This is a genomic window from Stenotrophomonas sp. FSL W7-1447, from assembly GCF_037966425.1.
Taxonomy (GTDB): domain Bacteria; phylum Pseudomonadota; class Gammaproteobacteria; order Xanthomonadales; family Xanthomonadaceae; genus Stenotrophomonas; species Stenotrophomonas pavanii.
In genome coordinates this window covers 93,816-117,239 of record NZ_CP150199.1, presented here as the reverse complement: position 1 = coordinate 117,239, position 23,424 = coordinate 93,816, and the positions used below count along the sequence as shown (strand labels likewise).

21 protein-coding genes are annotated in these 23,424 nt (G+C 69.6%); 14 read left to right on the top strand and 7 right to left on the bottom strand.

From position 1 onward, the window contains the following. Positions 1–30: 30 nt before the first annotated feature. Genes NSQ78_RS00495 through NSQ78_RS00460 form a run of 8 tightly spaced genes read left to right on the top strand, consistent with a single transcriptional unit; the run spans position 31 to position 10,720 of the window. Positions 31–1,665 (top strand): TldD/PmbA family protein, encoded by a 1,635-nt coding sequence (locus NSQ78_RS00495; RefSeq protein ID WP_064237381.1) that lies wholly within the window; start codon positions 31–33, stop codon positions 1,663–1,665. A gap of 21 nt (positions 1,666–1,686) precedes the next feature. Then, positions 1,687–3,021 (top strand): TldD/PmbA family protein, encoded by a 1,335-nt coding sequence (locus NSQ78_RS00490; protein WP_049470455.1) that lies wholly within the window; start codon positions 1,687–1,689, stop codon positions 3,019–3,021. Beyond that, a complete protein-coding gene (locus NSQ78_RS00485) occupies positions 3,021–3,728 on the top strand; it encodes a DUF4159 domain-containing protein (RefSeq protein WP_049470457.1) in 708 nt (235 codons plus the stop codon). Before NSQ78_RS00490 ends, NSQ78_RS00485 begins: the two co-directional genes overlap by 1 nt. Before the next feature lie 16 nt (positions 3,729–3,744). Beyond that, a complete protein-coding gene (locus tag NSQ78_RS00480; protein ID WP_057493706.1) occupies positions 3,745–4,728 on the top strand; it encodes a MoxR family ATPase in 984 nt (327 codons plus the stop codon). Between the two features lie 7 nt (positions 4,729–4,735). Further along, complete coding sequence (locus tag NSQ78_RS00475) at positions 4,736–5,632, top strand: DUF58 domain-containing protein (protein ID WP_064237380.1); 897 nt, start codon at positions 4,736–4,738, stop codon at positions 5,630–5,632. Then, positions 5,629–6,750 carry a BatA domain-containing protein gene (locus tag NSQ78_RS00470; protein WP_064237379.1) on the top strand — a complete coding sequence of 374 codons (1,122 nt, stop codon included), beginning with the start codon at positions 5,629–5,631 and terminating at the stop codon, positions 6,748–6,750. Before NSQ78_RS00475 ends, NSQ78_RS00470 begins: the two co-directional genes overlap by 4 nt. Continuing rightward, positions 6,747–8,915, top strand: coding sequence for a hypothetical protein (locus tag NSQ78_RS00465; protein ID WP_064237378.1), 2,169 nt, complete (start codon positions 6,747–6,749; stop codon positions 8,913–8,915). Before NSQ78_RS00470 ends, NSQ78_RS00465 begins: the two co-directional genes overlap by 4 nt. Then, a complete protein-coding gene (locus NSQ78_RS00460; protein ID WP_064237377.1) occupies positions 8,912–10,720 on the top strand; it encodes a hypothetical protein in 1,809 nt (602 codons plus the stop codon). The genes NSQ78_RS00465 and NSQ78_RS00460 overlap by 4 nt, the downstream gene beginning before the upstream one ends. 110 nt (positions 10,721–10,830) lie before the next feature. Here the strand turns inward: NSQ78_RS00460 and NSQ78_RS00455 are convergent, their stop codons facing one another. Together NSQ78_RS00455 and NSQ78_RS00450 are read right to left on the bottom strand one after the other, a co-directional pair. Beyond that, complete coding sequence (locus tag NSQ78_RS00455; protein ID WP_064237376.1) at positions 10,831–11,505, bottom strand: hypothetical protein; 675 nt, start codon at positions 11,503–11,505, stop codon at positions 10,831–10,833. 39 nt (positions 11,506–11,544) lie between these two features. After that, positions 11,545–12,063 (bottom strand): hypothetical protein, encoded by a 519-nt coding sequence (locus tag NSQ78_RS00450; protein WP_064237375.1) that lies wholly within the window; start codon positions 12,061–12,063, stop codon positions 11,545–11,547. A 211-nt stretch (positions 12,064–12,274) separates the two neighbouring features. On the opposite strand from NSQ78_RS00450, the gene NSQ78_RS00445 reads away from it, so the two are divergent. The 3 genes from NSQ78_RS00445 to NSQ78_RS00435 all read left to right on the top strand — a co-directional run bounded on the left by NSQ78_RS00445 (position 12,275) and on the right by NSQ78_RS00435 (position 16,167). Next, entirely contained in the window at positions 12,275–14,764 is a 2,490-nt protein-coding gene (locus NSQ78_RS00445; RefSeq protein WP_064237374.1) for a DEAD/DEAH box helicase, read from the top strand. Continuing rightward, positions 14,761–15,786: a ribonuclease H-like domain-containing protein gene (locus NSQ78_RS00440; RefSeq protein WP_064237373.1), complete on the top strand. Its 1,026-nt coding sequence runs from the start codon at positions 14,761–14,763 to the stop codon at positions 15,784–15,786. The genes NSQ78_RS00445 and NSQ78_RS00440 overlap by 4 nt, the downstream gene beginning before the upstream one ends. 66 nt (positions 15,787–15,852) lie before the next feature. Next, positions 15,853–16,167, top strand: coding sequence for an I78 family peptidase inhibitor (locus tag NSQ78_RS00435; protein ID WP_049470483.1), 315 nt, complete (start codon positions 15,853–15,855; stop codon positions 16,165–16,167). A 66-nt stretch (positions 16,168–16,233) separates the two neighbouring features. Here NSQ78_RS00435 and NSQ78_RS00430 read toward each other — a convergent pair whose 3' ends face one another. Together NSQ78_RS00430 and NSQ78_RS00425 are read right to left on the bottom strand one after the other, a co-directional pair. Further along, on the bottom strand, positions 16,234–18,234 hold the full coding sequence (locus NSQ78_RS00430) for a M56 family metallopeptidase (protein WP_064237372.1): 2,001 nt from the start codon (positions 18,232–18,234) through the stop codon (positions 16,234–16,236). A 3-nt stretch (positions 18,235–18,237) separates the two neighbouring features. Then, the gene (locus NSQ78_RS00425) at positions 18,238–18,624 is read right to left on the bottom strand and encodes a BlaI/MecI/CopY family transcriptional regulator (RefSeq protein WP_053461791.1); all 387 of its coding nucleotides are present in this window, start codon (positions 18,622–18,624) and stop codon (positions 18,238–18,240) included. Positions 18,625–18,815: 191 nt separating this feature from the next. On the opposite strand from NSQ78_RS00425, the gene NSQ78_RS00420 reads away from it, so the two are divergent. Beyond that, positions 18,816–19,883 (top strand): serine hydrolase domain-containing protein, encoded by a 1,068-nt coding sequence (locus NSQ78_RS00420; protein WP_064239582.1) that lies wholly within the window; start codon positions 18,816–18,818, stop codon positions 19,881–19,883. A 39-nt stretch (positions 19,884–19,922) separates the two neighbouring features. Here NSQ78_RS00420 and NSQ78_RS00415 read toward each other — a convergent pair whose 3' ends face one another. After that, positions 19,923–21,035, bottom strand: coding sequence for an SDR family oxidoreductase (locus NSQ78_RS00415; protein WP_049470492.1), 1,113 nt, complete (start codon positions 21,033–21,035; stop codon positions 19,923–19,925). Positions 21,036–21,070: 35 nt separating this feature from the next. Further along, entirely contained in the window at positions 21,071–21,304 is a 234-nt protein-coding gene (locus NSQ78_RS00410; RefSeq protein WP_057493717.1) for a hypothetical protein, read from the bottom strand. A 152-nt stretch (positions 21,305–21,456) separates the two neighbouring features. Here NSQ78_RS00410 and NSQ78_RS00405 point away from each other — a divergent pair, with 152 nt between their 5' ends. Further along, entirely contained in the window at positions 21,457–21,765 is a 309-nt protein-coding gene (locus NSQ78_RS00405; RefSeq protein ID WP_049470497.1) for a hypothetical protein, read from the top strand. Here NSQ78_RS00405 and NSQ78_RS00400 read toward each other — a convergent pair. Continuing rightward, the gene (locus NSQ78_RS00400) at positions 21,753–22,811 is read right to left on the bottom strand and encodes a DNA topoisomerase IB (protein WP_049470499.1); all 1,059 of its coding nucleotides are present in this window, start codon (positions 22,809–22,811) and stop codon (positions 21,753–21,755) included. The two genes, NSQ78_RS00405 and NSQ78_RS00400, sit on opposite strands and share 13 nt — an antisense overlap. A 111-nt stretch (positions 22,812–22,922) precedes the next feature. Between NSQ78_RS00400 and NSQ78_RS00395 the strand changes: the two genes are divergently transcribed. Then, positions 22,923–23,312, top strand: a complete 390-nt coding sequence (locus NSQ78_RS00395) for an I78 family peptidase inhibitor (protein WP_014035471.1) — start codon at positions 22,923–22,925, stop codon at positions 23,310–23,312. The last annotated feature ends 112 nt before the right edge of the window (positions 23,313–23,424 follow it).

Here is a 23,424-nt window from a genome sequence, read left to right as displayed (position 1 = left end):
GCCACCCATCCTTCGACATGGAGAGCAGCCTTGCAAAGACGTGACTTCCTGGCCCTGACCGGGCTTACCGCGGGCGGGCTGATCGTGCCCTCCTTCTTCGGCAAGGTGATCGCCGCCGAGCAGCTGCAATCCAGCCTCGACCCGGCGCTGAAGAAGCGCCTGGCCGACGCTGCACTGCAGGCGGCGCGCAGCGCCGGTGCCACCTACTGCGACGTGCGCATCGGCCGCTACCTGCGGCAGTTCGTGATCACCCGCGAGGACAAGGTGCAGAACGTGGTGAACACCGAGTCCACCGGCGTGGGCATCCGCGTGATCGTCAACGGTGCCTGGGGTTTTGCCGCCACCAACGCGCTGGGTACCGCCGATGTGGCCCGGGCCGCGCAGCAGGCCGCGGCGATCGCCAACGCCAATGCCGGCGTGCAGACCGCGCCGGTGCAGCTGGCCAAGGCGCCGGGCGTGGGTGAAGTCAGCTGGCGCACGCCGATCCGCAAGAATGCGATGGAGGTGCCGATCAAGGACAAGGTCGGGCTGCTGCTGGACGTCAACGCCGCCGCAATGGGCGCTGGCGCCAGCTTCGTCAATTCGATGCTGTTCCTGGTCAACGAGCAGAAGTACTTCGCTTCCACCGATGGTTCCTACATCGACCAGGACGTGCACCGCATCTGGGCGCCGATGACGGTCACCGCCATCGACAAGGCCAGCGGCAAGTTCCGCACCCGTTCGGGCCTGTCCTCGCCGATGGGCCTGGGCTACGAATACCTGGATGGCGCCGCCGCCGGCAAGGTGGTCAGCCCCAATGGCGTGGTCAACTACAGTTCTTCCTACGACATGAAGGAAGACGCCATCGCCGCTGCCCGGCAGGCGCAGGAAAAGCTGAAGGCACCGTCGGTGAAGCCGGGCAAGTACGACCTGGTGCTCGACCCGTCGCACACCTGGCTGACCATCCACGAATCGATCGGCCATCCGCTGGAACTGGATCGCGTGCTCGGCTACGAAGCCAACTACGCCGGTACCAGCTTCGCCACGCTGGACAAGCGCGAACAGCATTTCCAGTACGGCAGCGAGCTGGTCAACATCTTCGCCGACAAGACCCAGCCGGGCAGCCTCGGCGCAGTGGCGTACGACGATGAAGGCGTGAAGTGCAAGCGCTGGGACCTGATCAGCAACGGCAAGCTGGTGGACTACCAGACCATCCGCGACCAGGCCCACATCCTCGGCAAGACCGAGTCCGACGGCTGCTGCTATGCCGACTCGTGGTCCAGCGTGCAGTTCCAGCGCATGGCCAACGTGTCGATGGCACCGGGCAAGAAGCCATTGAGCGTGCCGGACCTGATCAAGGACGTGGAGAACGGCATCTACATCATCGGTGATGGTTCGTTCTCGATCGACCAGCAGCGCTACAACGCGCAGTTCGGTGGCCAGCTGTTCTACGAGATCAAGAACGGCCAGATCACCCGCATGCTGGAAGACGTGGCCTACCAGATCCGCACGCCGGAGTTCTGGAACGCCTGCGCCGCCGTGGCCGACGAGCGCGACTACCGCCTGGGCGGTTCGTTCTTCGACGGCAAGGGCCAGCCGGGCCAGGTCTCGGCGGTCTCGCACGGTTCGTCCACCGCGCGCTTCAACGGCATCAACGTCATCAACACCGCACGCAGCCTCGGCTGACCGGTCAGGAGCCCTTACACCATGAGTATCTTCACCGAAGCCCAGGCCAAGGCCATCCTCGACAAGGTCATCGCCCTGTCCAAGGCCGACGAATGCACCGCCGTGCTGGCCGGCGCGATCGACGGCAACATCCGTTTCGCATTGAACAACGTTTCCACCAGCGGCATCGTCGACAACACCGAACTGGCGGTCACCGTTGCGTTCGGCAAGCGCGTCGGCACGGCCTCGATCAACGAGTTCGACGATGCCGCGCTGGAACGCGTGGTGCGCCGTGCCGAAGACCTGGCCCGCCTGGCCCCGGAGAACCCGGAGTTCATGCCGGCCATCGGCAAGCAGAGCTACCGCGCCAGCCCCACCTTCAGCGAATCCACTGCCGCGATCGATCCGGCCTTCCGTGCCAAGGTTGCCGCAGATTCGATCGCGCCGTGCCGTGGCCATGGCCTGATCGCCGCCGGCTTCCTCGAAGACGGCCAGGGCTTCCAGGCCACCGCCAACAGCAACGGCAACTTCGCCTACCAGCGCACCACCAACTTCAATTACACCTGCACCGTGCGCACCGAGGATGGCCGTGGTTCGGGCTGGGTGGGCCGCAACCTGAAGGACGCCGCCGACTTCAAGGCCGACCAGGACATCCGCATCGCCATGCGCAAGGCCACCGAATCGGCCGAAGCCAAGGCGCTGGAACCGGGCAAGTACACGGTGATCCTGGAGCCGGCCGCAGCGGCGGGCCTGATCAGCTTCATGATGAACTTCTTCAGTGCACGCTCGGCCGATGAAGGCCGTAGCTTCCTGTCGAAGAAGGGCGGTGGCAACAAGCTGGGCGAGCAGGTCTACGACCCGCGCGTGACCATGATCGCCGACCCGTGGCATCCGGAGGCGCCGGTGCTGCCTTGGGACAACGAGGGCCTGCCGCGCGAGCGCATGGCGATCATCGAGAACGGCAGGATCGCCAACCTGGACTACTCGCGCTTCTGGGCGCAGAAGCAGGGCAAGACCGCCAAGGCCTCGCCGGGCAACCTGCTGATGAGCGGCGGCGACAAGAGCACCGCCGAACTGGTGCGTGGCACCCAGAAGGGCATCCTGGTCACCCGTACCTGGTACATCCGCATGGTCGATCCGCAGACCGTGCTGCTGACCGGCCTGACCCGCGACGGCACCTTCTACATCGAGAACGGCCAGATCAAGTACCCGGTGAAGAACTTCCGCTTCAACGAGTCGCCGGTGATCATGCTCAACAACATCGAGGAGCTGGGCAAGCCGGTGCGCGTGGCCGGTGATGAATCGAGCTTCGTGATGATGATCCCGCCGATGAAGCTGCGCGATTTCACCTTCACCTCGCTGTCCGACGCGGTCTGATGGATCGCCGGGCCTGCCTGCGCTGGTTGGCCGCTGCCGCTTCGGCGGCGGCGTTGCCGGCCTGGGCGCAGGCAGGCCCGCGCAGTTCGCGCTACGACTTCTGGTTCACCCGCCTGCAGTACGACTCCGGTGACTGGGACGTCGACGCGCGCATGCCGTCCAACCTGATCACCTCGCTGATCGACTACACCTCGCTGCGCGTGGACCCGCAGGAACACGTGGTGGCGCTGGCCGACCCGCGCATGCTGGAGGCGCCGTTCTGCTACCTGGCCGGGCACACGCTGGTGGAGTTCAACGCCGCCGAACGGCAGAACTTCGTGCGCTACGTGCGCAATGGCGGCTTCGTCTTCGTCGACGATTGCAACCATGACATCGATGGCCTGTTCGCCACGTCGTTCGAAGCACAGATGGGTCGCCTGTTCGGACCGAAGGCACTGCAGAAGCTGCCCAACAGCCACGCGCTGTACCGCAGCTTCTTCCGCTTCCCGGAGGGCCCGCCTGCCACCAGCTTTGAACTCAACGGCTGGGGCGACGACCTGGTGCACGACTACCTGAAGGGCATCGAGGTCGACGGACGCCTGGGCCTGCTCTACAGCAACAAGGACTACGGCTGCGAGTGGGACTACGACTGGCGCAACAAGCGCTTCCTGGCCGAAGACAACACCCGCTTCGGCGTGAACATCGTGATGTACGCGTTGAACCATTGACAGGACCTGCACGCCCATGACCTCCCCCGACCTCGATTCCCTGTTGCCGCGCCTGGATGCACTGCGCGCCGCGCTCGCACGCGCGGTGGTGGGCCAGCACACCGTGGTCGAGCAGCTGCTGATCGGCCTGCTGGCCGGCGGCCACTGCCTGCTGGAAGGTGCGCCCGGGCTCGGCAAGACCCTGCTGGTGCGCTCACTGGGCCAGGCACTGGAGCTGCAGTTCCGGCGCGTGCAGTTCACCCCGGACCTGATGCCCAGCGACATCCTCGGCACCGAGCTGCTGGAAGAAGACCACGGCACCGGCCATCGCCATTTCCGCTTCCAGCAGGGCCCGATCTTCACCCACCTGCTGCTGGCCGACGAGCTCAACCGCACCCCGCCCAAGACCCAGGCCGCTCTGCTGGAAGCGATGCAGGAACGCACGGTCAGCTACGCCGGTACCACCTACGCGTTGCCCGCGCCGTTCTTCGTGCTGGCCACGCAGAACCCGATCGAGCAGGCCGGCACCTACCCGCTGCCGGAAGCGCAGCTGGACCGCTTCCTGCTGCACGTGCTGGTCGATTACCCCAGCGAGGACGAGGAGCGGCGGATCCTGGAACAGACCACCGGTGGCACCACCGACGCGGTGCCGAAGGTGATGGATGCCGAGGCGGTGATCGCCCTGCAGGCGGCCGTGCGGCAGGTGCATGTCAGCCCCGACGTGCTGGCCTGGATCACCCGCCTGGTGCGCGCCAGCCGGCCCGGCGAAGGCGCACCGGCGGCGATCAACCAGTGGGTCAAGTGGGGCGCCGGTCCGCGCGCGGGACAGTCGCTGGTGCTCGCGGCCAAAGCGCGCGCACTGCTGCAGGGCCGCTTCGCCGCCACCCGCGAGGATGTGCAGGCGCTGGCCGCACCGGTGATGCGCCATCGCCTGCTGCTGTCCTTTGCCGCCGAGGCCGAGCAGAAGCGTGCCGACGACGTGGTCGCCGCGCTGCTGCAGGCCGTGCCGTTCCCGGGTTGAGCCACGCGTGAACGCAGCTGCCGCCCTGACGTTGCCGCCGGAACTGCGTGCGCGCCTGCGCCTGCTGCGGCTGCGGCCACGCCTGGCCAGCGGCGCCAGTGGCATCGGCCAGCACGCCAGCCGCAGCCGTGGTGCCGGGCTCGAATTTGCCCAGTACCGGGCCTACGAGCCCGGTGACGAACTGCGCCAGATCGACTGGAAGCTGTATGCCCGCTCGGACCGCTTCTTCGTGCGCGAGTCCGAACGCGAAAGCCCGATCACGGTCTGGCTGCTGCTTGATGCCACCGCCTCGGCCGGCCAGGCCGACCGCGCGGCACCGCAGCGCACGCGCCTGGACCACATGCGCGGCGTGGCCGCCTGCGTGGTTGAACTGGCCCTGCAGCAGGGCGACCGTTTCGGCCTGCTGGCAATCAATGGCGATGGGTTGCAACTGGTACCCGCCGCAAACGGCGCACGCCAGCGTGATCGCGTGCACCTGCAACTGCATGCCCTGCAGGCGCGCGGCGGCTGGCCTGCGGCTGATCGCCTGCGCCCGCTGTGGGAGCGCGTGCGCCCGGGCGACCTGCTGCTGGCGATTGGTGATGGCTTCGACGAGGCCGGCATCGTGCTGCTGGAACAGCTGGCCAGCGCCCGCCGCGAAGTGGCACTGCTGCAGATCCTCACCGCCGACGAGCGCGACTTCCCGTTCGATGCCGGCCATCGCTTCCGCGACCCGGAAACCGGCGAGGAACTGCTGGGTGACGGCGCGGCGATCCGCGTCGACTACCTGCAGCGCTTCGCTGAGGCGCGCAGCACCTTGCAGGCGCGCCTGCAGGCCAGCGGCATCGCCCGTGCCACCGGCTGGCTCGACCAGCCGCTGGACCAGCCACTGCAGGCACTGTTCGGCCGCGGGGGCGGCGCATGACCCTGCTGTTCCCGTTGGGCCTGGCCGCGCTCGCTGCAGGGTTGCTGCCGCTGCTGATCCACCTGGCCCGCCGCCATCCGTACACGCCACTGGATTTCGCCGCGCTGCGCTGGCTGCGCGCTCAGATCCGGCCGCGCCAGCGCATCCGCTTCGATGACTGGCCGTTGCTGCTGGTGCGCCTGCTGTTGCTGGCCGCGCTGGCAGTACTGCTGGCACGACCAGCGTTGACCGGGCCTGCGCCAGCCCCCACTGCGTGGACGGTCGTGGCCCCGGGGTTGGATGCTGCGGCGCTGCGCGGCACCGCCGACGAGGGCAACTGGCATTGGCTGGCCCCCGGCTTCCCCACCATCGATCAGGCGCCCGGTGCATCCAGTGCGTCGCTGCCCAGCCTGCTGCGTGAGCTGGACGCGCAGCTGCCTGCGGGCACCCCGTTGACCGTGCATGTTCCCGACCCCTTGCCCGGCCTGGATGGCACCCGCCTGCAACTGTCACGCGACGTGCAATGGCACCCGCAGCCGATGCCGGTCACTCCTTCCCGGACGGCCGTGGCCATTCCGCGGCTGCGCGCGCACGACGGAGCGTCCGCCACCGCCCAGCACTGGTTGAATGCACTGCAGCGCGCGTGGGGCGCGGGGGCGCTGCCCACATCGCTGCCGGCGCAGACCCTACCCGAGCGCGGCGAGATCGGCGTCTGGAGCCGCAGCGACGCACTGCCGGCGGAATGGCAGGCATGGCTGCGCGCCGGTGGCCGGGTGATGACTGCCGGCAAGCCTGCTGCCGACGCCCGCATCCTCCTGCGCGATGCCGAGGGCGCCCCCCTGCTGTGGCAGCAACGCGTCGGCCACGGGGTCCTGCTGTCTCTGCCCGGCGACTGGGATGCCTCGGGCAACACTGCCTTGCGCGATCCACAGGTGCCGCGTGCCCTGCTGCTGGCCCTGCAAGCGCCCCCTTCGCCGCGCCTCGGCGATGCACGTGACCAGGCGCCGCACCGGGCCGCATTGCCTGCTGCAACACCACCGCTGCGCGAGCCGACGCCTTGGCTGCTGCTGGCCATCGTGCTGCTGTTCGCGCTGGAGCGCTGGATGGCCAGCAGCCGCCGGCGCAGGGTGGCCGCATGAACACCCTGCAACGCGCCTGGCAACGCGCGCGCCGCCGCCGGGCGCTCATCACCCTGCTGCTGGGCCTGCCATGGGCGCTGGCCGCCACGATGCTGGCCCTGCGCCTGGCGGGCTTCGATAGCGCCTGCGTGGCCGGCACGGTCAGCCTGCTCGCCTGCGCAGCGCTCGCCACGGCGCGTTCCCGCCAGTTGGACCGGCAGTGGCTGCAGCGCCAGCTCGACGGCGGCGGTAGCAGCGAGGACAGTGCCGACCTGCTGTTCGCCGATGGCGCTACGCTCAATCCACTGCAACAGCGCCAGCGCACGCATGTGCTGGCCACGCTGGAGCGCGCAATGCCGGACCTGCGTCCGCGCTGGCCGCGCAGGGCGTTGGCCCTGAACTGGGTCGCTGGCCTGGCCATCGTTGCGCTGGCATTCGGCTGGCCACGTTCCAGCCCGGGCCCCGCACCGGCGCGCACGTCGGCGCCTGGCAGCACGGCGGCCGCAGGCCCGCTGCACCTGCAGTCCGCCCGCCTGCGCATCAATGCGCCGGCCTATACCGGCCAGGCCACGCTTACCCAGAGCACGCTGGATGCCAAGGTCGCCGCCGACAGCACGCTGTCGTGGTCGCTGCGCTTCGATCGCGCGCCGGACAAGGCATGGTTGCAGTTCCACGACGGCCGGCGGCTGCCGCTGAGCCAGCGGGATGGACAGTGGCAGGCGGAGGACGTGGCGCGCACGCCGGTGCTGTACCGCGTGGTGAGCGAACCCGCACTGGCCGAAGCCCGCCTGCACCGGCTGGATGTGGTCGCTGACCGCGCGCCCAGCGTACGCGTGCTGGAGCCCGCCGCGACCCTGGTTCCGGGCACGCCCGGGCAACGCCAGTGGTCGCTGCGCTTCGAGGCCAGCGATGACTACGCCGTGGCCACGCAGGCAACGCTGTCGATCACCGTCACGCAGGGCAGCGGCGAGAACATCACCTTCGTTCGCCGCAGTGTCGTCCTCATCGGCAGCGGCGAAGCAACCGCGCGGCGTTTCGCGCATACCCTCGACCTGGCCGCGCTGGGCGCGCAACCCGGCAGCGATGTCATCGCCCAGCTGGAGGTACGCGACAACCACGCGCCGACGCCGCAGACCGGGCGCAGCAGCAGTGTGATCCTGCGCCTGCCCAGCGCCGACGTCGCGCTCGGTGCCGAGCTGGAAGGACGGATCAAGAAGACCCTGCCGGCCTACTTCCGCAGCCAGCGGCAGATCATCATCGATGCCGAAGCGCTGATCCGGCAGCGGCGCACCCTTGCCGCCGACGACTTCGTGAAGCGCAGCGATGCGATCGGCGTCGACCAGCGCATCCTGCGCCTGCGCTATGGCCAGTTCCTGGGCGAAGAAAGCGAAGGCGCACCGAAGCCGCCGCCGACCAGCGACCTGCCCACCAGCGATGCGCCGACCGCGGACAGCCACGACGACGATCACGATCACGACCATGGCGCCGATGCCGGAGCGCACGACGCGCATGGCCACGATCACGGCGGCAAGCCGGCCAATGCCGATACGCCACCGGTGTTCGGCAGCGATACCGACGTGCTCTCCGAATACGGACACACCCATGACCACGCCGAGGCGGCGACGCTGCTCGATCCGCAGACCCGCGCCACCCTGAAGGCCGCGCTGGACCAGATGTGGTCGGCCGAAGGCGAGCTGCGCCAGGGGCGCCCGCAGCAGGCGCTGCCGTTCGCCTACAAGGCCCTGGGTTTCATCAAGCAGGTGCAGCAGGCCGAACGCATCTATCTGGCCCGGGTCGGGCCGGAGCTGCCGCCGATCGATGAAGGCCGACGCCTGGGCGGTGACCGCGCCGGGCTGGCCAGCCGTGAGCTGCCGTTGGCCGCGCGCACCCCACCGGATCCGGCCATCGTCGAAGCCTGGCAGCGCCTCGGTGATGACAACGGCGCACCGGATCTCGATGCGCTCGCGGCCTGGCAGCAGCGCAACGCTCCCTACCTGCCCGATGCACTCGATCTGGCCGCCGCCATCGAACAACTGCGCATCGAGCCCGGTTGCAGCGATTGCCGCCAGCGCCTGCGCGCGCAGCTGTGGCGGGCGCTGCAGCGTCCACTGCCGCAGGCGATGCGGCGCAGTGCCGCTGATGCGATGGGCCAGCGCTACCTCGATGCGCTGGAGGCGCAGCCATGAACACCGCCGGCCTGAATCTGTGGATCGCGCTGGCACTGGCCCTGATCGTGGTCATCGCCAGCGTGCGCCAGCTGCGTGGCAGCACCGCGTCCCCAGGCCGCCGATGGTGGCTGATCGCCCTGCAGATCATCGCCGCCGCGCTGCTGTACGTCTGCCTGGTGCCGCTCACCCGCCAGCAACCCGCCAGCGGTCTGGTCGTGCTCGGAATCGATGCCGGCAAGGCCGGCGCACTGCCGGCCAGCGAAGGCCCGCTGCTGCTGTTGCCGGAAGCGGCCGATGTGCCCGGCGCCCAGCGCGTCCCCGATCTGGCCACCGCGCTGCGCCTGCACCCGGCCTCCACGCTCACCCTGGTCGGTGCCGGCCTGGCCGCGCGCGATCGGGACACCGCGCTGCCACCGGACGTGCGCTGGCAGCCGGCGCCGCCACCACGCGGTTGGATCGCGCTGCGACCACCGGCCGACGTCGCGCCCGGTGCGCGCTTCGAGGTACGGGCGCAGGCGCGCGGCGCTGCCCGGGCGAAGGCGGAGCTGCTCGACCCGGCCGGCAGCGTCGTCGACCGCCGCGATGTTGCAGCAGATGGTCAGGTGCAGCTGAGCGGCGTTGCCCGCGCCGAAGGCCGCAGCGTGTTCCAGCTGCGCCTGCTTGATGCCGACGGCCATGGGGTGGACAGCGTGCCGGTGCCGCAGCAGACCCTGCCGGCCGCGCCGCTGCGCCTGCGGGTGCGCGCCGGTGCGCCGGGGCCAGAACTGAAGTACCTGCGGCGATGGGCGGCCGATGCCGGCATCCACGTGCAGGTGCAGGCCGATGTCGGCGCCGGGGTGAGCGTCGGCGACGGTGCATTGCCGCTCGATGCGGAATCACTGGCACGCATCGACCTGCTGGTGCTGGACGAGCGCAGCCTGGCCGCGTTGAGCACAGCCCAGCTGGCCACCGTGCGCCAGGCCCTGCGCGAAGGACTGGGTGTATTGGTGCGCAGTGGCGGCACGCCTTCGGCCAGCGCGCGCCTGCGCCTGCGCGAACTGGGGCTGCCGGTGCAGGGCGATGGCAGCAGCCACGCGCTCGAACTTCCCGGCGACGGCGACAGCGCGGTGCTCGCGGCACGACGTGGCCCGCTCGCCGCAGGTACGCTGCCGACCGGCTACGGCGAAGAGGCGGACCGCAGTTCGCACAGCGCCGCCCTGCCCACGCTGGAAGCACTGGCGCTGCAGGCGCCGGGCAGCACCGCGCTGCTGCACGATCGCACCGGCAGGGCGGTCGGCGGCTGGCGCGCTGCCGGCCGGGGCCGCATCGGCCTGCTGCCACTGACCGACACCTGGCGCTGGGTGCTGGCGGGCCGCGACGACCGCCACGGCGAGCTGTGGAGCGGCGTGGTTGCCACGCTGGCGCGTGCGCAAGGCAGCGCCGATGCGCTGTGGTCGCCACAGCCGATCAGCTGGGCCGGCGAACGGCAGGCGCTGTGCGGCGTGCAGGCACCGCTGCAGGCCTTCAACGCACGCGGCGGCGGTGTGCCGCTGATCGTCGACCGCACCACGTCAGACCTGCGTTGCGCGGGCTGGTGGCCGCGTGAGGCGGGCTGGCAGCGCCTGCGGCACGGTGAGACTACGGTCTGGCGCTACGCATTCGACCCGAAGGACGCGCCCGCACTGCACCGGCAGGCGATGATCGAGGCCACCACGCAGGCGTTGGCCTCACGTAGGTCGGCGAATACGACGCTCATGTCGCCGGTGCCGGGCTCACGCTGGCCCGGGTGGCTGGGATTCGTGCTGTGCGCATCGCTGCTGTGGTGGCTGGAGCGGCGGCGCTGACCCGGGGTCGGATCCCTTTCGCTGGCGAAAGGGCTCTGAACCCACCGACTGGATCGCACACAGCATCCACGCATGGCGTGGATCTACCAGCCCCCTCCGTCATGCGTCCTTCAGTGCTTCCCCGCGCGCCGGTACACGCCATTGAAGCGCACGTTCATGCCGCCGCATTCGCTGTTGTCGGCCACGATCAGCACCTCACCCAGCGAGTGCACCCGCACCTTGCAGGTGTCTTCAACGAATTCCACATCGGCACCCCGCGGCGTCGCGCGCGCTTCCACCTGGCCCATGTTCGGCCCATACGGACGCTGCTCCGGCGTGGGGTTGGCGGAGGGCCAGTAGGCGTCGCCTTCCACATGCAGCTGCCCGCCCTGCACGGTGATGCGCAGGCCGTTGTCGCCGTCTTTCCAGTGCCCCGCCCAGTCCTTCAGCGCCGGCACAACCACCGGCAGCGGCTGCAGCTTGCTGCGGTCCACCCAGCCCGCACTGCCGCCCACCTTGTTCGGGAAGAACGCGCAGCGGTAACGGCCCAGATCGCGACCGGTCACCACCGTATCGCCGTTGATCACATAGCCGCGCTGGCGGCAGGCGGGTTCGCCCTTCGCCGGGCAGCCGTCCATGTCGCCGAGCAGGTACAGGCGTGGCGTATCGACCACCCGCGCCAGCGCAAACTGGCCCTGTTCGGAGGGGAATGCGCCATTGCGGCAGGCGCCCCCACCGGCGATGCCGTCAGCGAAGGCGGACGCCGGCAGCAATGCAGCCAGCAGGCAGAACGAACGCAGGAACATGGCAGCGCTACCGATTGAGGAACCCGCAGGATAACCGGCCTACTTCACCGGCGGCGCCTCGCCCCCATCCTGCTGCTGGGAAAAGCGCAGCGCACGCTGCTGCTGTTCGGCACTGAGCTCCGGCGGAGGCCGTGCAACGGCCGCCTGGATCTGGTCCGGCCCGCCGGTGAGCTTGTTGATCCCCTTGGCCGCCGCCAGCACGCCCTTGACCACGCCCATCATGATGTAGCCGCCGCCCATGCTGACCTGCTCCGGCGACGGCGGTTCGCTCCAGTCGCGGCTGAAGCGGTTGTCGCCGAACTTTACCGGGTTCTTGAAGCGGTACAGGTCCAGCGGCTCGTCGTCGGGCTTGAGCGCACGCACTTCGCCGAGGGTGGTGACGTTGTCCTGCGATGGAGCGGCGGGGAGGGACGCGGTGCCTGCAGCCGGCGCATCCACCGGGGGAGTGGGCGCTGGATCAGGCCCCGCTGTCGGCGCGGCCTGCTGCGCCTGCGCGATACCCGCCAGCAGCAGGCCGGCCAGGAGTGCTCCCTGCGTTCCACGTCGTGCCACAGCCATCCACCCTGTTGGTCGCGTCCAGCACCCAAGGATACGGATGCCGGCTTCAGAATTCGTTGCTGCATCGGCAGCTGTTCAGCCAGGGGAGATGCAGCGATGCCATCCGGCAAAGGCACTGAACGGTTCACGGCCGCGCAGGCGGTGTCTCACATCCTGAGACGTGGATGTGGTGCCATGTGACCCCTCGTAAAACGTCCCGGCTCCACTTTCCATGGTCTACGAACTCGCCAAGCGCACCGCCGATGCCGAGCAGAAGCTCGCCACCCGCGATGGCCTGCCGGCCCGCGATGGCGCACTGCTCAGCGCGCGCCTGCAGCGTCGCTACCAGGACCGCATCACCGGCAGCTTCGCCATTCCCGGCCGCGAAGGCCGCTATGCGCCGCTTCCCGCCTCGGTACCGCCGGCGCTGGCCGCGGCGCTGCAGGCACGCGGCATCGAGCAGCTCTACAGCCACCAGGCCGAGGCCTGGGAGGCCAGCCAGCGCGGCGAGCACGTGGCCATCGTCACCCCCACCGCCAGCGGCAAGTCGTTGTGCTACACCTTGCCGGTGGTCAGCGCGGCCATGCAGGACAAGGCCAAGGCGCTGTACCTGTTCCCGACCAAGGCGCTGGCCCAGGACCAGGTGGCCGAGCTGCTCGAACTCAACCGTGCCGGCGACCTGGGCGTGAAGGCCTTCACCTTCGATGGCGATACCCCGGGTGATGCACGGCAGGCGATCCGCCTGCATGGCGACATCGTGGTGTCCAATCCGGACATGCTGCACCAGGCGATCCTGCCGCATCACACCAAGTGGGCGCAGTTCTTCGAGAACCTGCGCTACATCGTCATCGACGAGGTGCATACCTACCGCGGCGTGTTCGGCAGCCACGTCACCAACGTGCTACGCCGGCTCAAGCGCATCTGCGCGTTCTACGGCGTGCAACCGCAGTTCATCCTGTGCTCGGCCACCATCGGCAACCCGCAGGCGCATGCCGAGGCGTTGATCGAGGCGCCGGTCACCGCCATCACCGAATCCGGCGCACCCAGCGGGCCGAAGCAGGTGCTGCTGTGGAACCCGCCAGTGATCAATCCGGACCTGGGCCTGCGCGCTTCGGCGCGCTCGCAGAGCAACCGCATCGCGCGCATCGCGATCAAGTCCGGGTTGAAGACGCTGGTGTTCGCGCAGACACGGCTGATGGTCGAAGTGCTGACCAAGTACCTGAAGGACATCTTCGACCACGACCCGCGCAAGCCGCCGCGCATCCGTGCCTACCGCGGCGGCTACCTGCCCACCGAACGCCGCGAGACCGAGCGGGCGATGCGCGCCGGCAACATCGACGGCATCGTCAGCACCTCGGCGCTGGAGCTGGGGGTGGATATCGGCAGCCTGGACGTGGTCATCCTCAACGGCTACCCCGGCAGCGTGGCCGCCACCTGGCAGCGCTTCGGCCGTGCCGGCCGTCGCCAGCAGCCGGCGCTGGGGGTGATGGTGGCCAGCTCGCAGCCACTGGACCAGTACGTGGTGCGGCATCCGGATTTCTTTGCCGAAGCCTCGCCCGAACATGCGCGCATCGCGCCGGACCAGCCGCTGATCCTGTTCGACCACATCCGCTGCGCCGCGTTCGAGCTGCCGTTCCGGGTCGGCGATGGCTTCGGCCCGATCGACCCGGAAGTGTTCCTGGAAGCGCTGGCCGAAACCGAGGTCCTCCACCGCGAAGGCGAACGCTGGGAATGGATCGCCGACAGCTACCCGGCCAACGCGGTCAGCCTGCGCGCGGTCGCCGACGGCAACTTCGTGGTGGTCGACCGCAGCGATGGCCGCCAGCAGATCATCGCCGAGGTCGATTATTCCGCCGCCGCGCTCACCCTGTACGAGGGCGCCATCCACATGGTGCAGTCCACGCCCTACCAGGTGGAAACGCTGGACTGGGAGGGCCGCAAGGCCTACGTCACCCGCACCCACGTGGACTACTACACCGACAGCATCGACTTCACCCGGCTCAAGGTGCTGGACCGCTTCGACGGCGGCGTGGCCGGCCGCGGCGATTCGCACCATGGCGAAGTGCACGTGGTGCGCCGCGTGGCCGGCTACAAGAAGATCCGCTACTACACCCACGAGAACATCGGTTATGGCCCGGTGAATCTGCCCGACCAGGAACTGCACACCACCGCGGTCTGGTGGCAGTTGCCGCAGGCCCTGCTGCTGCGCGCGTTCGCCAGCAAGCAGGATGCGCTCGATGGCTTCCTCGGTGCGGCGTATGCGCTGCACATCGTCGCCACCGTGGCGGTGATGGCCGATGCGCGCGACCTGCAGAAGTCGGTCGGCAACGGCGATGGTTCCTGGTTCGCCATCGCCGACCAGAGCGGCCGTGGCCAGCTGCGCGGCAGCGAAGGCGATCCTGGCGGGGTGGAGCTGCTGCAGGAGTTCGTACCCACGGTCTATCTGTACGACAACTTCCCCGGCGGCGTCGGCCTCAGCGAACCGCTCTGGCAGCGCCAGGCCGAGCTGGTGCAGCGCGCGCGCGAACTGGTCCAGCGCTGCGACTGCAAGGCCGGCTGCCCGGCCTGTGTCGGCCCGGTGCTGGCCGCACAGGAGGACGATGAGACCTCGCTGCGGGCGCTGGCGCTGCGCGTGCTGGACCTGTTCGATGCCGAGGCCTGCCAGTACGTGCGCGACGTGGTGGTGACCACGCGCGAGCCGATGGAGTGGCTGGCACCGTGAGCCTGAGCCTGGACAAGCTGCGCCTGCTGCGGAAGCAGGCCGGCGATCCGAAAGCCGCCGTACCGGCGGCACCGGACGCTCCCGCTGCACCTGCGGCACCGCGGGCCGCCAACGATGCGCGACAGCCGCCGGTCGAGCGCTCGGTGTTCGCCTGGGTCGAACAGGAGATCCGCCACAAGCCGACCGGCGCTGCGGCCTGCCCGACACCGGCGCCGGCAACGCTGCGGCGGCCGGAGGTGGGAAGCCTGCATCGCCTGCTCGGCCTGCGCGCGCGCGGCGCCGCCACGCCGGCACGCGCCAGCGCACAGGATCGCCAGCTACCGGGGGAGGAGATCGCACCGGGCCTGTTCCTGGTCGAATCGCTGCAACCGCAGCCGATCCCGGCCGCCCCGTTGTCACTGGCCTTCGCCAGGCGCGAGGACCAGCACGTGGCCGCGCGCGATCTGCTGTTCTTCGATACCGAGACCACCGGGCTGGCCGGTGGCACCGGCACCCGCGCCTTCATGATCGGCGCGGCCGACTGGCACGTGTGCCCGCAGCGCGGCGAGGGCCTGCGCATCCGCCAGCTGCTGATGGCCACGATGGCCGCCGAGGACGCGATGCTGGCCACCTTCGCCGGCTGGCTGCAACCGTCCACCGTGTTCTGCAGCTACAACGGCCGCAGCTACGATGCGCCGCTGCTGAAGGCGCGCTATCGGCTGGCCCGCCAGCCCGACCCGATCAGTGCACTGGACCACGTCGACCTGCTCTACCCCACGCGCCGCCGTTACCGCGGCCGCTGGGAGAACTGCAAGCTGTCCACCATCGAACGCCAGCTGCTGCGCGTCGTGCGCGAGGACGACCTGCCGGGCTCGGAGGCGCCAGGTGCCTGGTTGCGCTTCCTGCGCGGCGGCGACGCGGTGAACCTGCGGCGGGTGGCCGACCACAACCACCAGGACGTGGTGACCCTGGCCCTGCTGTTGCAGCGGCTGGTACGCGAGGAACAGCGCGAACGCGAGACGCTGGCGCTGGTCGGGCAGTAGGCGTTGACATGCCCTGACGGTGGCAGCGGTGACACTGCCGGCACCATCCACGCCTGGAGCCCGACGATGCGTCCCAGTCCCCTTGTCCTGCTCGCCATCCTGCCCTTGGCCGCCTGCAGTCACGCCGGCGGCAGCACCGCCCACGATCCTGCACCGGCGCCCGTGGCCGATGCCGGGCACGAATGCAGACCCGAGGCGCTGGACGCCTTCACCGGCAAGACCGCCGACGAGGCCACGATCAGGAAACTGGTGGCTGACAGCGGCGCGCGCGGCGCACGGGTGGTCAAGCCGGGCATGGCGGTGACCATGGACTTCCGCCAGGACCGCGTCACCGTGCAGGTGGACGCGCAGAACCGCATCGAACGCGCCAGCTGCGGTTGATCGACCCGGTGGGTGCCGGCCACTGGCCGGCGCCCCACATTGCCGGCCAGCGGCCGGCACTACCAGTCAGAGACGCTCGGCCTTCCCGCTGGCCAGTGCGCGCGCGATCACCTGCTGTGCCTGCTGCGACGCCTGCGCATGCACGCGGGCCTGGCGCTCGCCAAGCGCGGCCTGCTGGCTGCCCAGCGCCGCCTGACGGCTGGCCAGTTCAGACTGCTGGCTGGCCAGCCGCTGGATGTCGCGGGTGTGGCTGGCACGCACGCTTTCGTTGTCCACGTCCTGCATGGCACGACGTGCCTGTGCTGCGGCCTCACGCGCGGCCTCACGTGCAATGGCCGAATCGCGGGTCGCGCCCCGCGCCGCCTTCGCCGCCTCGGCCGCCGCTTCGCGGTTGATGTCATGCGCGGCCATCGCGCTGCGCGCGGCCCCGGCGGCCGCCAAGGCGATGCGTCGCGCCTCCTCGCCCTGCAGGCGACCCATCTCGCCCATCTGCCTGCCGAGTTCACTCTGCCGGCGGCCCAGCGCACTCTGCTGACGGCCGAGTTCGCGCTGCTGGCGGCCCAGATCCACCGCGCCACTGTAGGCACGCTGCAGGCTCTGGATCATCATCGGATCACGCACCACGTAGCGCTTGTCGCCCTGGCGGAACCACAACGCCGGGCCCTTGCCGAGCTGCCGGCGGGCCACCGTCACGTCATCCATGCCGCCGTTGGCGAAGGTCGAATCACCATCGACCAGCACGAAGGCCTGCGGCGGCGACCTGCCCAGGTCCAGGCGGCCATAGGTGGTGATGGATGAGGCCGTCGAAGTCGTTCCCTGGAGGTCTTCGGCCATGCCGGCGGCGGCGTCGACATCGGCCACGTCGGCATCGTCAGGCCCGGTCGTATCAGCGGGTTCGGCCGGTGCTGCAGGCGCCTCCGGTGCAGCCGGTGCTGCAGGCGCCGCCGGCACACCCGCGGCCGATGGCGGTGCGGCCGGGGCCTTGGGAGCCTTCGGCGGTGGCGGCACAGCCACCTTCGGTGCCGTCGGCGGCGCGGGCGGAGTTGGCGGCACCGGGGCCGCGACCAGGCGCATCGGCGCCACGCCCACCAGGACCACCACCGCCGTCAGCGCCATCGCCAGAACGCGCGGGCAGGCCCGGCGCGGCTGCAGCGACAGCAGGCGGCGCTTGAGGCTGGTGGCGTCCGGCGCGGCACTGGCCACGCCCAGGTGTGGCTGCGGCGCAACGCCCAGCTGCAGCAGCAGGCGGCCATAGGCCTGGCGGCTGGCACCCTGCTGGCCCACCACGGCCGCATCCACGGCTTCCTCGCGGGCCTGCGCGTATTCGCGCACCGACAGGCGCAGCAACGGGTGGAAGAAGAACAGGTGCTGGGCCAGCGCGGGCAGCAGGCCCCATTGCAGGTCACGGCGCTGCAGGTGCTGCAGTTCGTGGGTCAGTGCCAGGTCCAGCGCGTCGCCCTGCAGGGCGTTGTCGCCCGCCGGCAGCAGCAGCACCGGGCGGAACGGACCGACCAGCTGCGGTGCGTCCACCTGCCTGCTCATCCACAGCCGCGGCGCAGGGCGCACGCCGTGTGCATCGGACGCCAGCTGCAACGCGGCTACCAGCGCCTCGTCCGTGCAGGGATACGCCGCCGCCAGCAACGCGCGGCAGCGACGCCATTCACCGAAGGTGCGCAGGGCCATCAGCAGCACGCCCGACATCCACAGGCCGGCCAGTGCCACCGCCCACCACGCCATGGCCGGCATGTCCGCCGCAGCCGTGGGCATCGCAGCCAGCAGCTGTGCCGAGGCTTCCGGGCCCAGCGGATAGACCACGTCGGCGGCCGCATCGGTTGCGGTCATCGCCACCGCCTGCGGTGCGGGCAGCCAGGCCAGCTGCAGCGGCTGGCTCCAGAACAGGCCAAGCACGGCCTGCAGCGATACCAGCCACCACAGGCGGCAGCGGGTCGCCGCCGACAGTGACGGCAGCGCGCGGCACACGCCATGCACCAGGGCCACCAGCAACACAGTCTGCAGGCTGGTCCAGCCCAGCCGTTCCAACAACGGGATCAGCATCGTGGTGTCCATGGCTCAGCCCTCGTGGCGACGCGATTGGAGTTGGGCCACCAGCGCTTCCAGCTCGGCCAGTTCGTTGTCGCTGACCTGCTGGCGCTGCGACAGGTAGGCCACGAACGGCGACACCGAGCCCTGCAGGGTGTTGTCGACGAACTGGGCCACGGCGCCCTGCAGCACGCTCTGCGGGCCACGGGTGGCCTGGTAGCGGTAGACGCCGTCCTGCTGGTGGCGCTGAAGATACCCCTTCGCCCGCAGCCGCTCCATCATCGTCAGCACGGTCGAACGGGCCAGGCCGCGGGCCTCGCCGTAGCCACTGGCGACCTCGCCGACCGTGGCCGGCGCATGTTCATCGATGTACTGCAGCAGGGCCAGTTCCTGGTCCCCGATCGTCTTGCCACGCATGACACCACTCCCTTGACTACACGTGTCGTCACTTTCTCTGTGACGACAGTTGTAGTCAACCCCCCGGAAGTCATGGGCCGACGAACGGTAGGCGCCACCGCGCCCTTAAACCTTTGACGCGCCGTCTGCATCCGATCCGCAACGTCCCACTGGAATGCCGCATGTTCCGTCCCACGCTCCGAGTGCTGCTCATGCTCATCAGTGCACTGCCCTTCGCTGCCATCTCTGCCAGCCACGACCCGGCCAACGACCAGACCCGCCGCCTGATCCGCCAGGTCATGCTGGAACAGCGCATCCCCGGCTTGCAGGTCGCCGTGGTCAAGCAGGGACAGATCGTGCTGTCAGAGGCCTATGGCCTGGCCAACGTCGAGAATGGCGTGCCTGCCACGCGCGACACCCGCTTCCCGCTCAATTCGGCCACCAAGGCGTTCACCGGCGTGGCCGCCGCACAGTTGGCACAGCGGGGGCAGCTGGATCTGGACGCGCCGGCGTCGCGCTACCTGGATGATCTTCCACCTGCGTGGAAAGACGTACGCGTGCGCCAGTTGCTGGCGCATACCTCAGGCCTTCCGGACATCCTCGATGTGAACGGACTGCTTGGCGGTGGCTCCGAGGCACAGGCATGGGCGGCAGTCACCGCGCGCCCTGTCGAAGCCGCCCCGGGGCAGCGTTTTGCCTACAACCAGACCAACTACGTGCTGCTGGCCAGGATCATCGCGCAGCTATCCGGCATGCCCTACGAACGCTTCCTGGCCACCGGCCAGTTCAGCAGTGCACGCATGGCGCGCACCACCTTCGGCGACAGCTATGACCTGATTCCGGATGTGGCGACGATGTACAGCCTGGCCCCGCGTGCCACCGACGCGGCGGATGCGCCGTCGCGCCTGTCGCACTGGTTCTATGACATACCGCCTTCGCTGTGGGCCGGTGGCGGCATCCTCACCACCGCCGACGACACCGCGCGCTGGCTGGTCGCGCTGACCGAAGGCCGCCTGCTGGACGACGCCGCGCGTGCACGCATGTGGTCGGCCGAGCGTCTGGCCGATGGCCGTGCCGGCCCCTGGGCCGCCGGCTGGCCCGTGCTGCAGGACACACCGGACCTGCAGGTCGCCGGCATCGGCGGTGCCCGCTCGGCCTTCGTGGTCTATCCCGAGCGCGGCGTGGCAGTGGTGGTGCTGACCAATCTTGTCGGTGCCAATCCGCAGCAGTTCATTCCACGCATTGCCGATCTTTATGCGCCTGCGGTGACCGTGCCCTGAGGCGGCCGGCCAGCGGCCGGCACTACCGGCAGTGCCTGTTCACCCACGCGGCCCGCCCATCACCGGCAGGATCACCCCGCTGATGTAGCTGGCACAGGCTGGCGACGCCAGGAACACATAGGCCGGTGACAGCTCCTCGGGCTGTGCTGGCCGGCCCATGTCACTGTCCTTGCCGAATTCCGCTACGTCTTCAGCCTGCTTGTCAGCCGGATTCAACGGCGTCCACACCGGACCGGGTGCCACGCAGTTGACCCGGATGCCACGTGGCAGCAGCTGGCTGGCCAGGGCCTTGGTGAACGCATGGATCGCGCCCTTGGTGGCCGAGTAATCGATCAGCGCCTTGCTGCCGAAGAGTCCGGTTTCCGAACCGGTGTTGATGATGCTCGCGCCCTCGCCCATGTGCGGCAGTACCGCACGCGCCATCTGGATGTAGCCGCCGATGTTGGTCTGCAGCGTCTCTTGCAGGTGCGCGTCTTCCAGATCCTCCAGCCGCTCGCAGTGCAGCTGGAACGCGGCGTTGTTGACCAGGATGTCGATGCCACCGAAGGCCTTGGCCACCTGCTTCACCGCCTTGTTGCAGAAGCGCGGGTCGCGCACGTCACCGGCGATCACCACACAGCGGCCGCCTTCGCGCTCCACGTGCTGGCGGGTGAGGTCGGCATCTTCGGCCTCGTCCAGGTGCAGGACCGCCACATCGGCGCCTTCGCGTGCGAACAGCACGGCCACCGCGCGGCCGATGCCGGAATCACCGCCCGTGACGATCGCGCGCATGCCCTGCAGCTTGCCGCTGCCGGTGTAGTCCGGCGCGAGGAAACGCGGCGCCAGCGCCAGTTCGTGTTCGTGCCCCGGCTTTGCCAGCTGCTGGGCCGGCATGGCCTCCGGCTGGCGGCGTGCGCCGGCCTGGGTGGCGGTCTTTTTCGTGGCCTTCTTGGCCGCGCGGGCGTCCTTGGCCTTTTCCTGGTCCTGCAGGCGCCGCTGCCGGGCGGCAACGCGGGCAGCGCGGGGATCACCGGCGGCGGCCTTGCGCGTTGCGGTCTTCACCACCCGCGTACGCGCAGTGCCTGCAGCCGTTTCCGCAGCCGGCGCCTTCGCACCCTTGCGTACCTTGGGGGATGCCTTGCGGCGGGCGGGCACCTTCTTGCTCGTGGCCATGGGGTCTCCTTCAGTCAGATGGGAATGGGGGCTGCTCAGGCGCGGTCGGCCACGCCCTGCACGCCGGCGTGGCTGGCACAGTGCGCACAGCAGAAGATCCGGCCGTCGCCTTCGACGCCGTGGCCGATCACCGCGCAGTCGCAGTGCGCGCAGTGCGGGGCGAAGGCATGGATCGCGCACTCGAACGAGTCAAACGTGCCGCTGCGCCCGCCCTGCTGCAGGGTGAAGCTCTTGTCGTAGTCGTTACCGCAGACATCACAGGTGGCCATCTCGCGCCTCCGTGGTGTGGAAAGAAACGTCAGTGTGGCCATCGCCGATGTCGCCGACGGTGAATGCCCTGTGTCGCGCGCGTGCAGGCCATTCATGCCGTCACCACGCAGCGCCCGGCACGCTGTCGACCCGATCACCACGGAGCAGGACCATGATGCGCGCATTCAGCGTGGCCGTACTCACTTTCGCCGTCACCGCCTGCAGCAGTACGCCGGTCGCACAGGTACAGCCGATCGATGGCGTGATTTCCGGCCAGTGCCACAGCGACAAGGTCCGTGGCGCCGTGGGCCTGGCCGCTTCGGACGCCACCGTGGCCCGCGCACGCGTGGACAGCGACAGCCTGCAGGTGCGCGTGCTGCGCCATGACGGCCCGCGGGTACCACCGGCCAGTGAAGGCGGCGACCGCCTGACCATCGAGAAAGGCCGGACCAACAACATCGTCGCGATCTATTGCGGCTGACGACGGCGGCTGAGCCGGCGCGCCCTGCGCAGTACGCGCAGGGTGGCCTGCTCCCACTGGCGCGGCCCACGCAGGCCGGCCAGCGCCGCCAGTTCACCGCGCTCCCAGCCGGCAAACACGCACGGGTCGATGTAGGCCTTGCGGCACACGGCCGGTGTGTTGCCCAACCGCGCCGCGACCTGGCACACCACGCTGCGCTGTGCCTGCGCCAACGCACGCTGGCTGGCCGGTTCCGGCAGCTCGGTGGCGGCAAACGCCTGCACTGCGGCCACGGTGCCGCCCCAGGTGCGGAAATCCTTGGCCGTGAAATCTTCGCCCATCACTTCGCGCAGATAATCGTTCACTGCACCCGAATCCACCGGCTGCAGCGCACCTTCATCGTCGCGGTACTGGAACAGCGCCTGGCCCGGCAGCTGCTGCAGGCGCCGCACCAGCAGCCCCAGCCGGCGATCACCCACGGTCACTTCCTGCAGCTGGCCGGACTTGCCTCGGAAGCGCATGCGCACCCGCCCACCCCGCAACAGCTCCAGATGGCGGTTGCGCAGGGTGGTCAGCCCGAATGAACGGTTCTGCTGGGCATAGGTTTCATTGCCGACCCGCACCAGCGTGTCGGCCAGCAGTGCGACCACCATCGCCAGCACCTTTTCGCGCGGAAACCCTGGACGCTTCAGGTCCCGCGACAGCCGTCGCCGCAGCGTGGGCAGGGCGTCGCCAAAGGCGATGATGCGGTCGAACTTGCCGGCGTCGCGCTCTTTCGCCCAGTCGGCGTGGTAACGGTACTGCTTGCGCCCGCGCGCATCGCGGCCGGTGGCCTGCAGGTGGCCGTTGGCGTGGGCGCAGATCCACACGGCGGTGTAGGCCGGTGGAATGGCCAATGCGCGGATGCGCTGCAGGGTGGCCGCGTCGCGGACCACGTGACCGTCCGCGTCGCGGTAGCTGAAGCCCTGGCCGGCGCGGCGCCGGCTGATGCCCGGCTGGGTGTCATCGACATAGCGCAGGCCGGCCGCGCGCGCGGCCTGTCGTTCGGGGGAAGAGGGGGTTGGCATGACCACAGTGTCGCCGTCGCGATGCCGCGATCCTGTCGATAACAGAAGACAAACACGTGAGGGCCGGATCGCCGCTATGCTCGGGTTTTCACAATCCCTTCCGGAGTCATGATGTCGTTCCCGATTCGCGCCCGTTCGCTCTCCGCCCTGCTGCTGCCGGCCGTACTGGCCCTGACCGCCTGCCAGGCTCCGGCGCTGGATGAACAGGATTCGGCCACGGCCCATGCGCAGCAGGCGGCCGAAGCGGCCAAGGCACCGGCCGACGAAGCCGGCAAGGCCACCGAGGCACCGCCGGTCGGCACCTGCGATGCCAGCCAGGTGCAGAGCCTGGTCGGCCAGGCCTATGCCGACGCGCTGGGCAAGCAGGCGCAGGAAGATGCCGGTGCCCACCAGCTGCGCGTGATGAAGCCCAACGACGTGGCCACGATGGAGTTCCTTGGCGACCGCCTGAACATCGAAGTGGACGACAAGGGCCTGGTCAGCGGCGTGCGCTGCGGCTGAGGCCGACCCCGCGCCGGCACGGGGTTGCCGGCGCGTTCCGTTGCACCTGCAACCGTGTATTGCGGCGTTGCAGCAACCTGTGATCTAGTCGAGGCATCCGGTGGCCTCACGA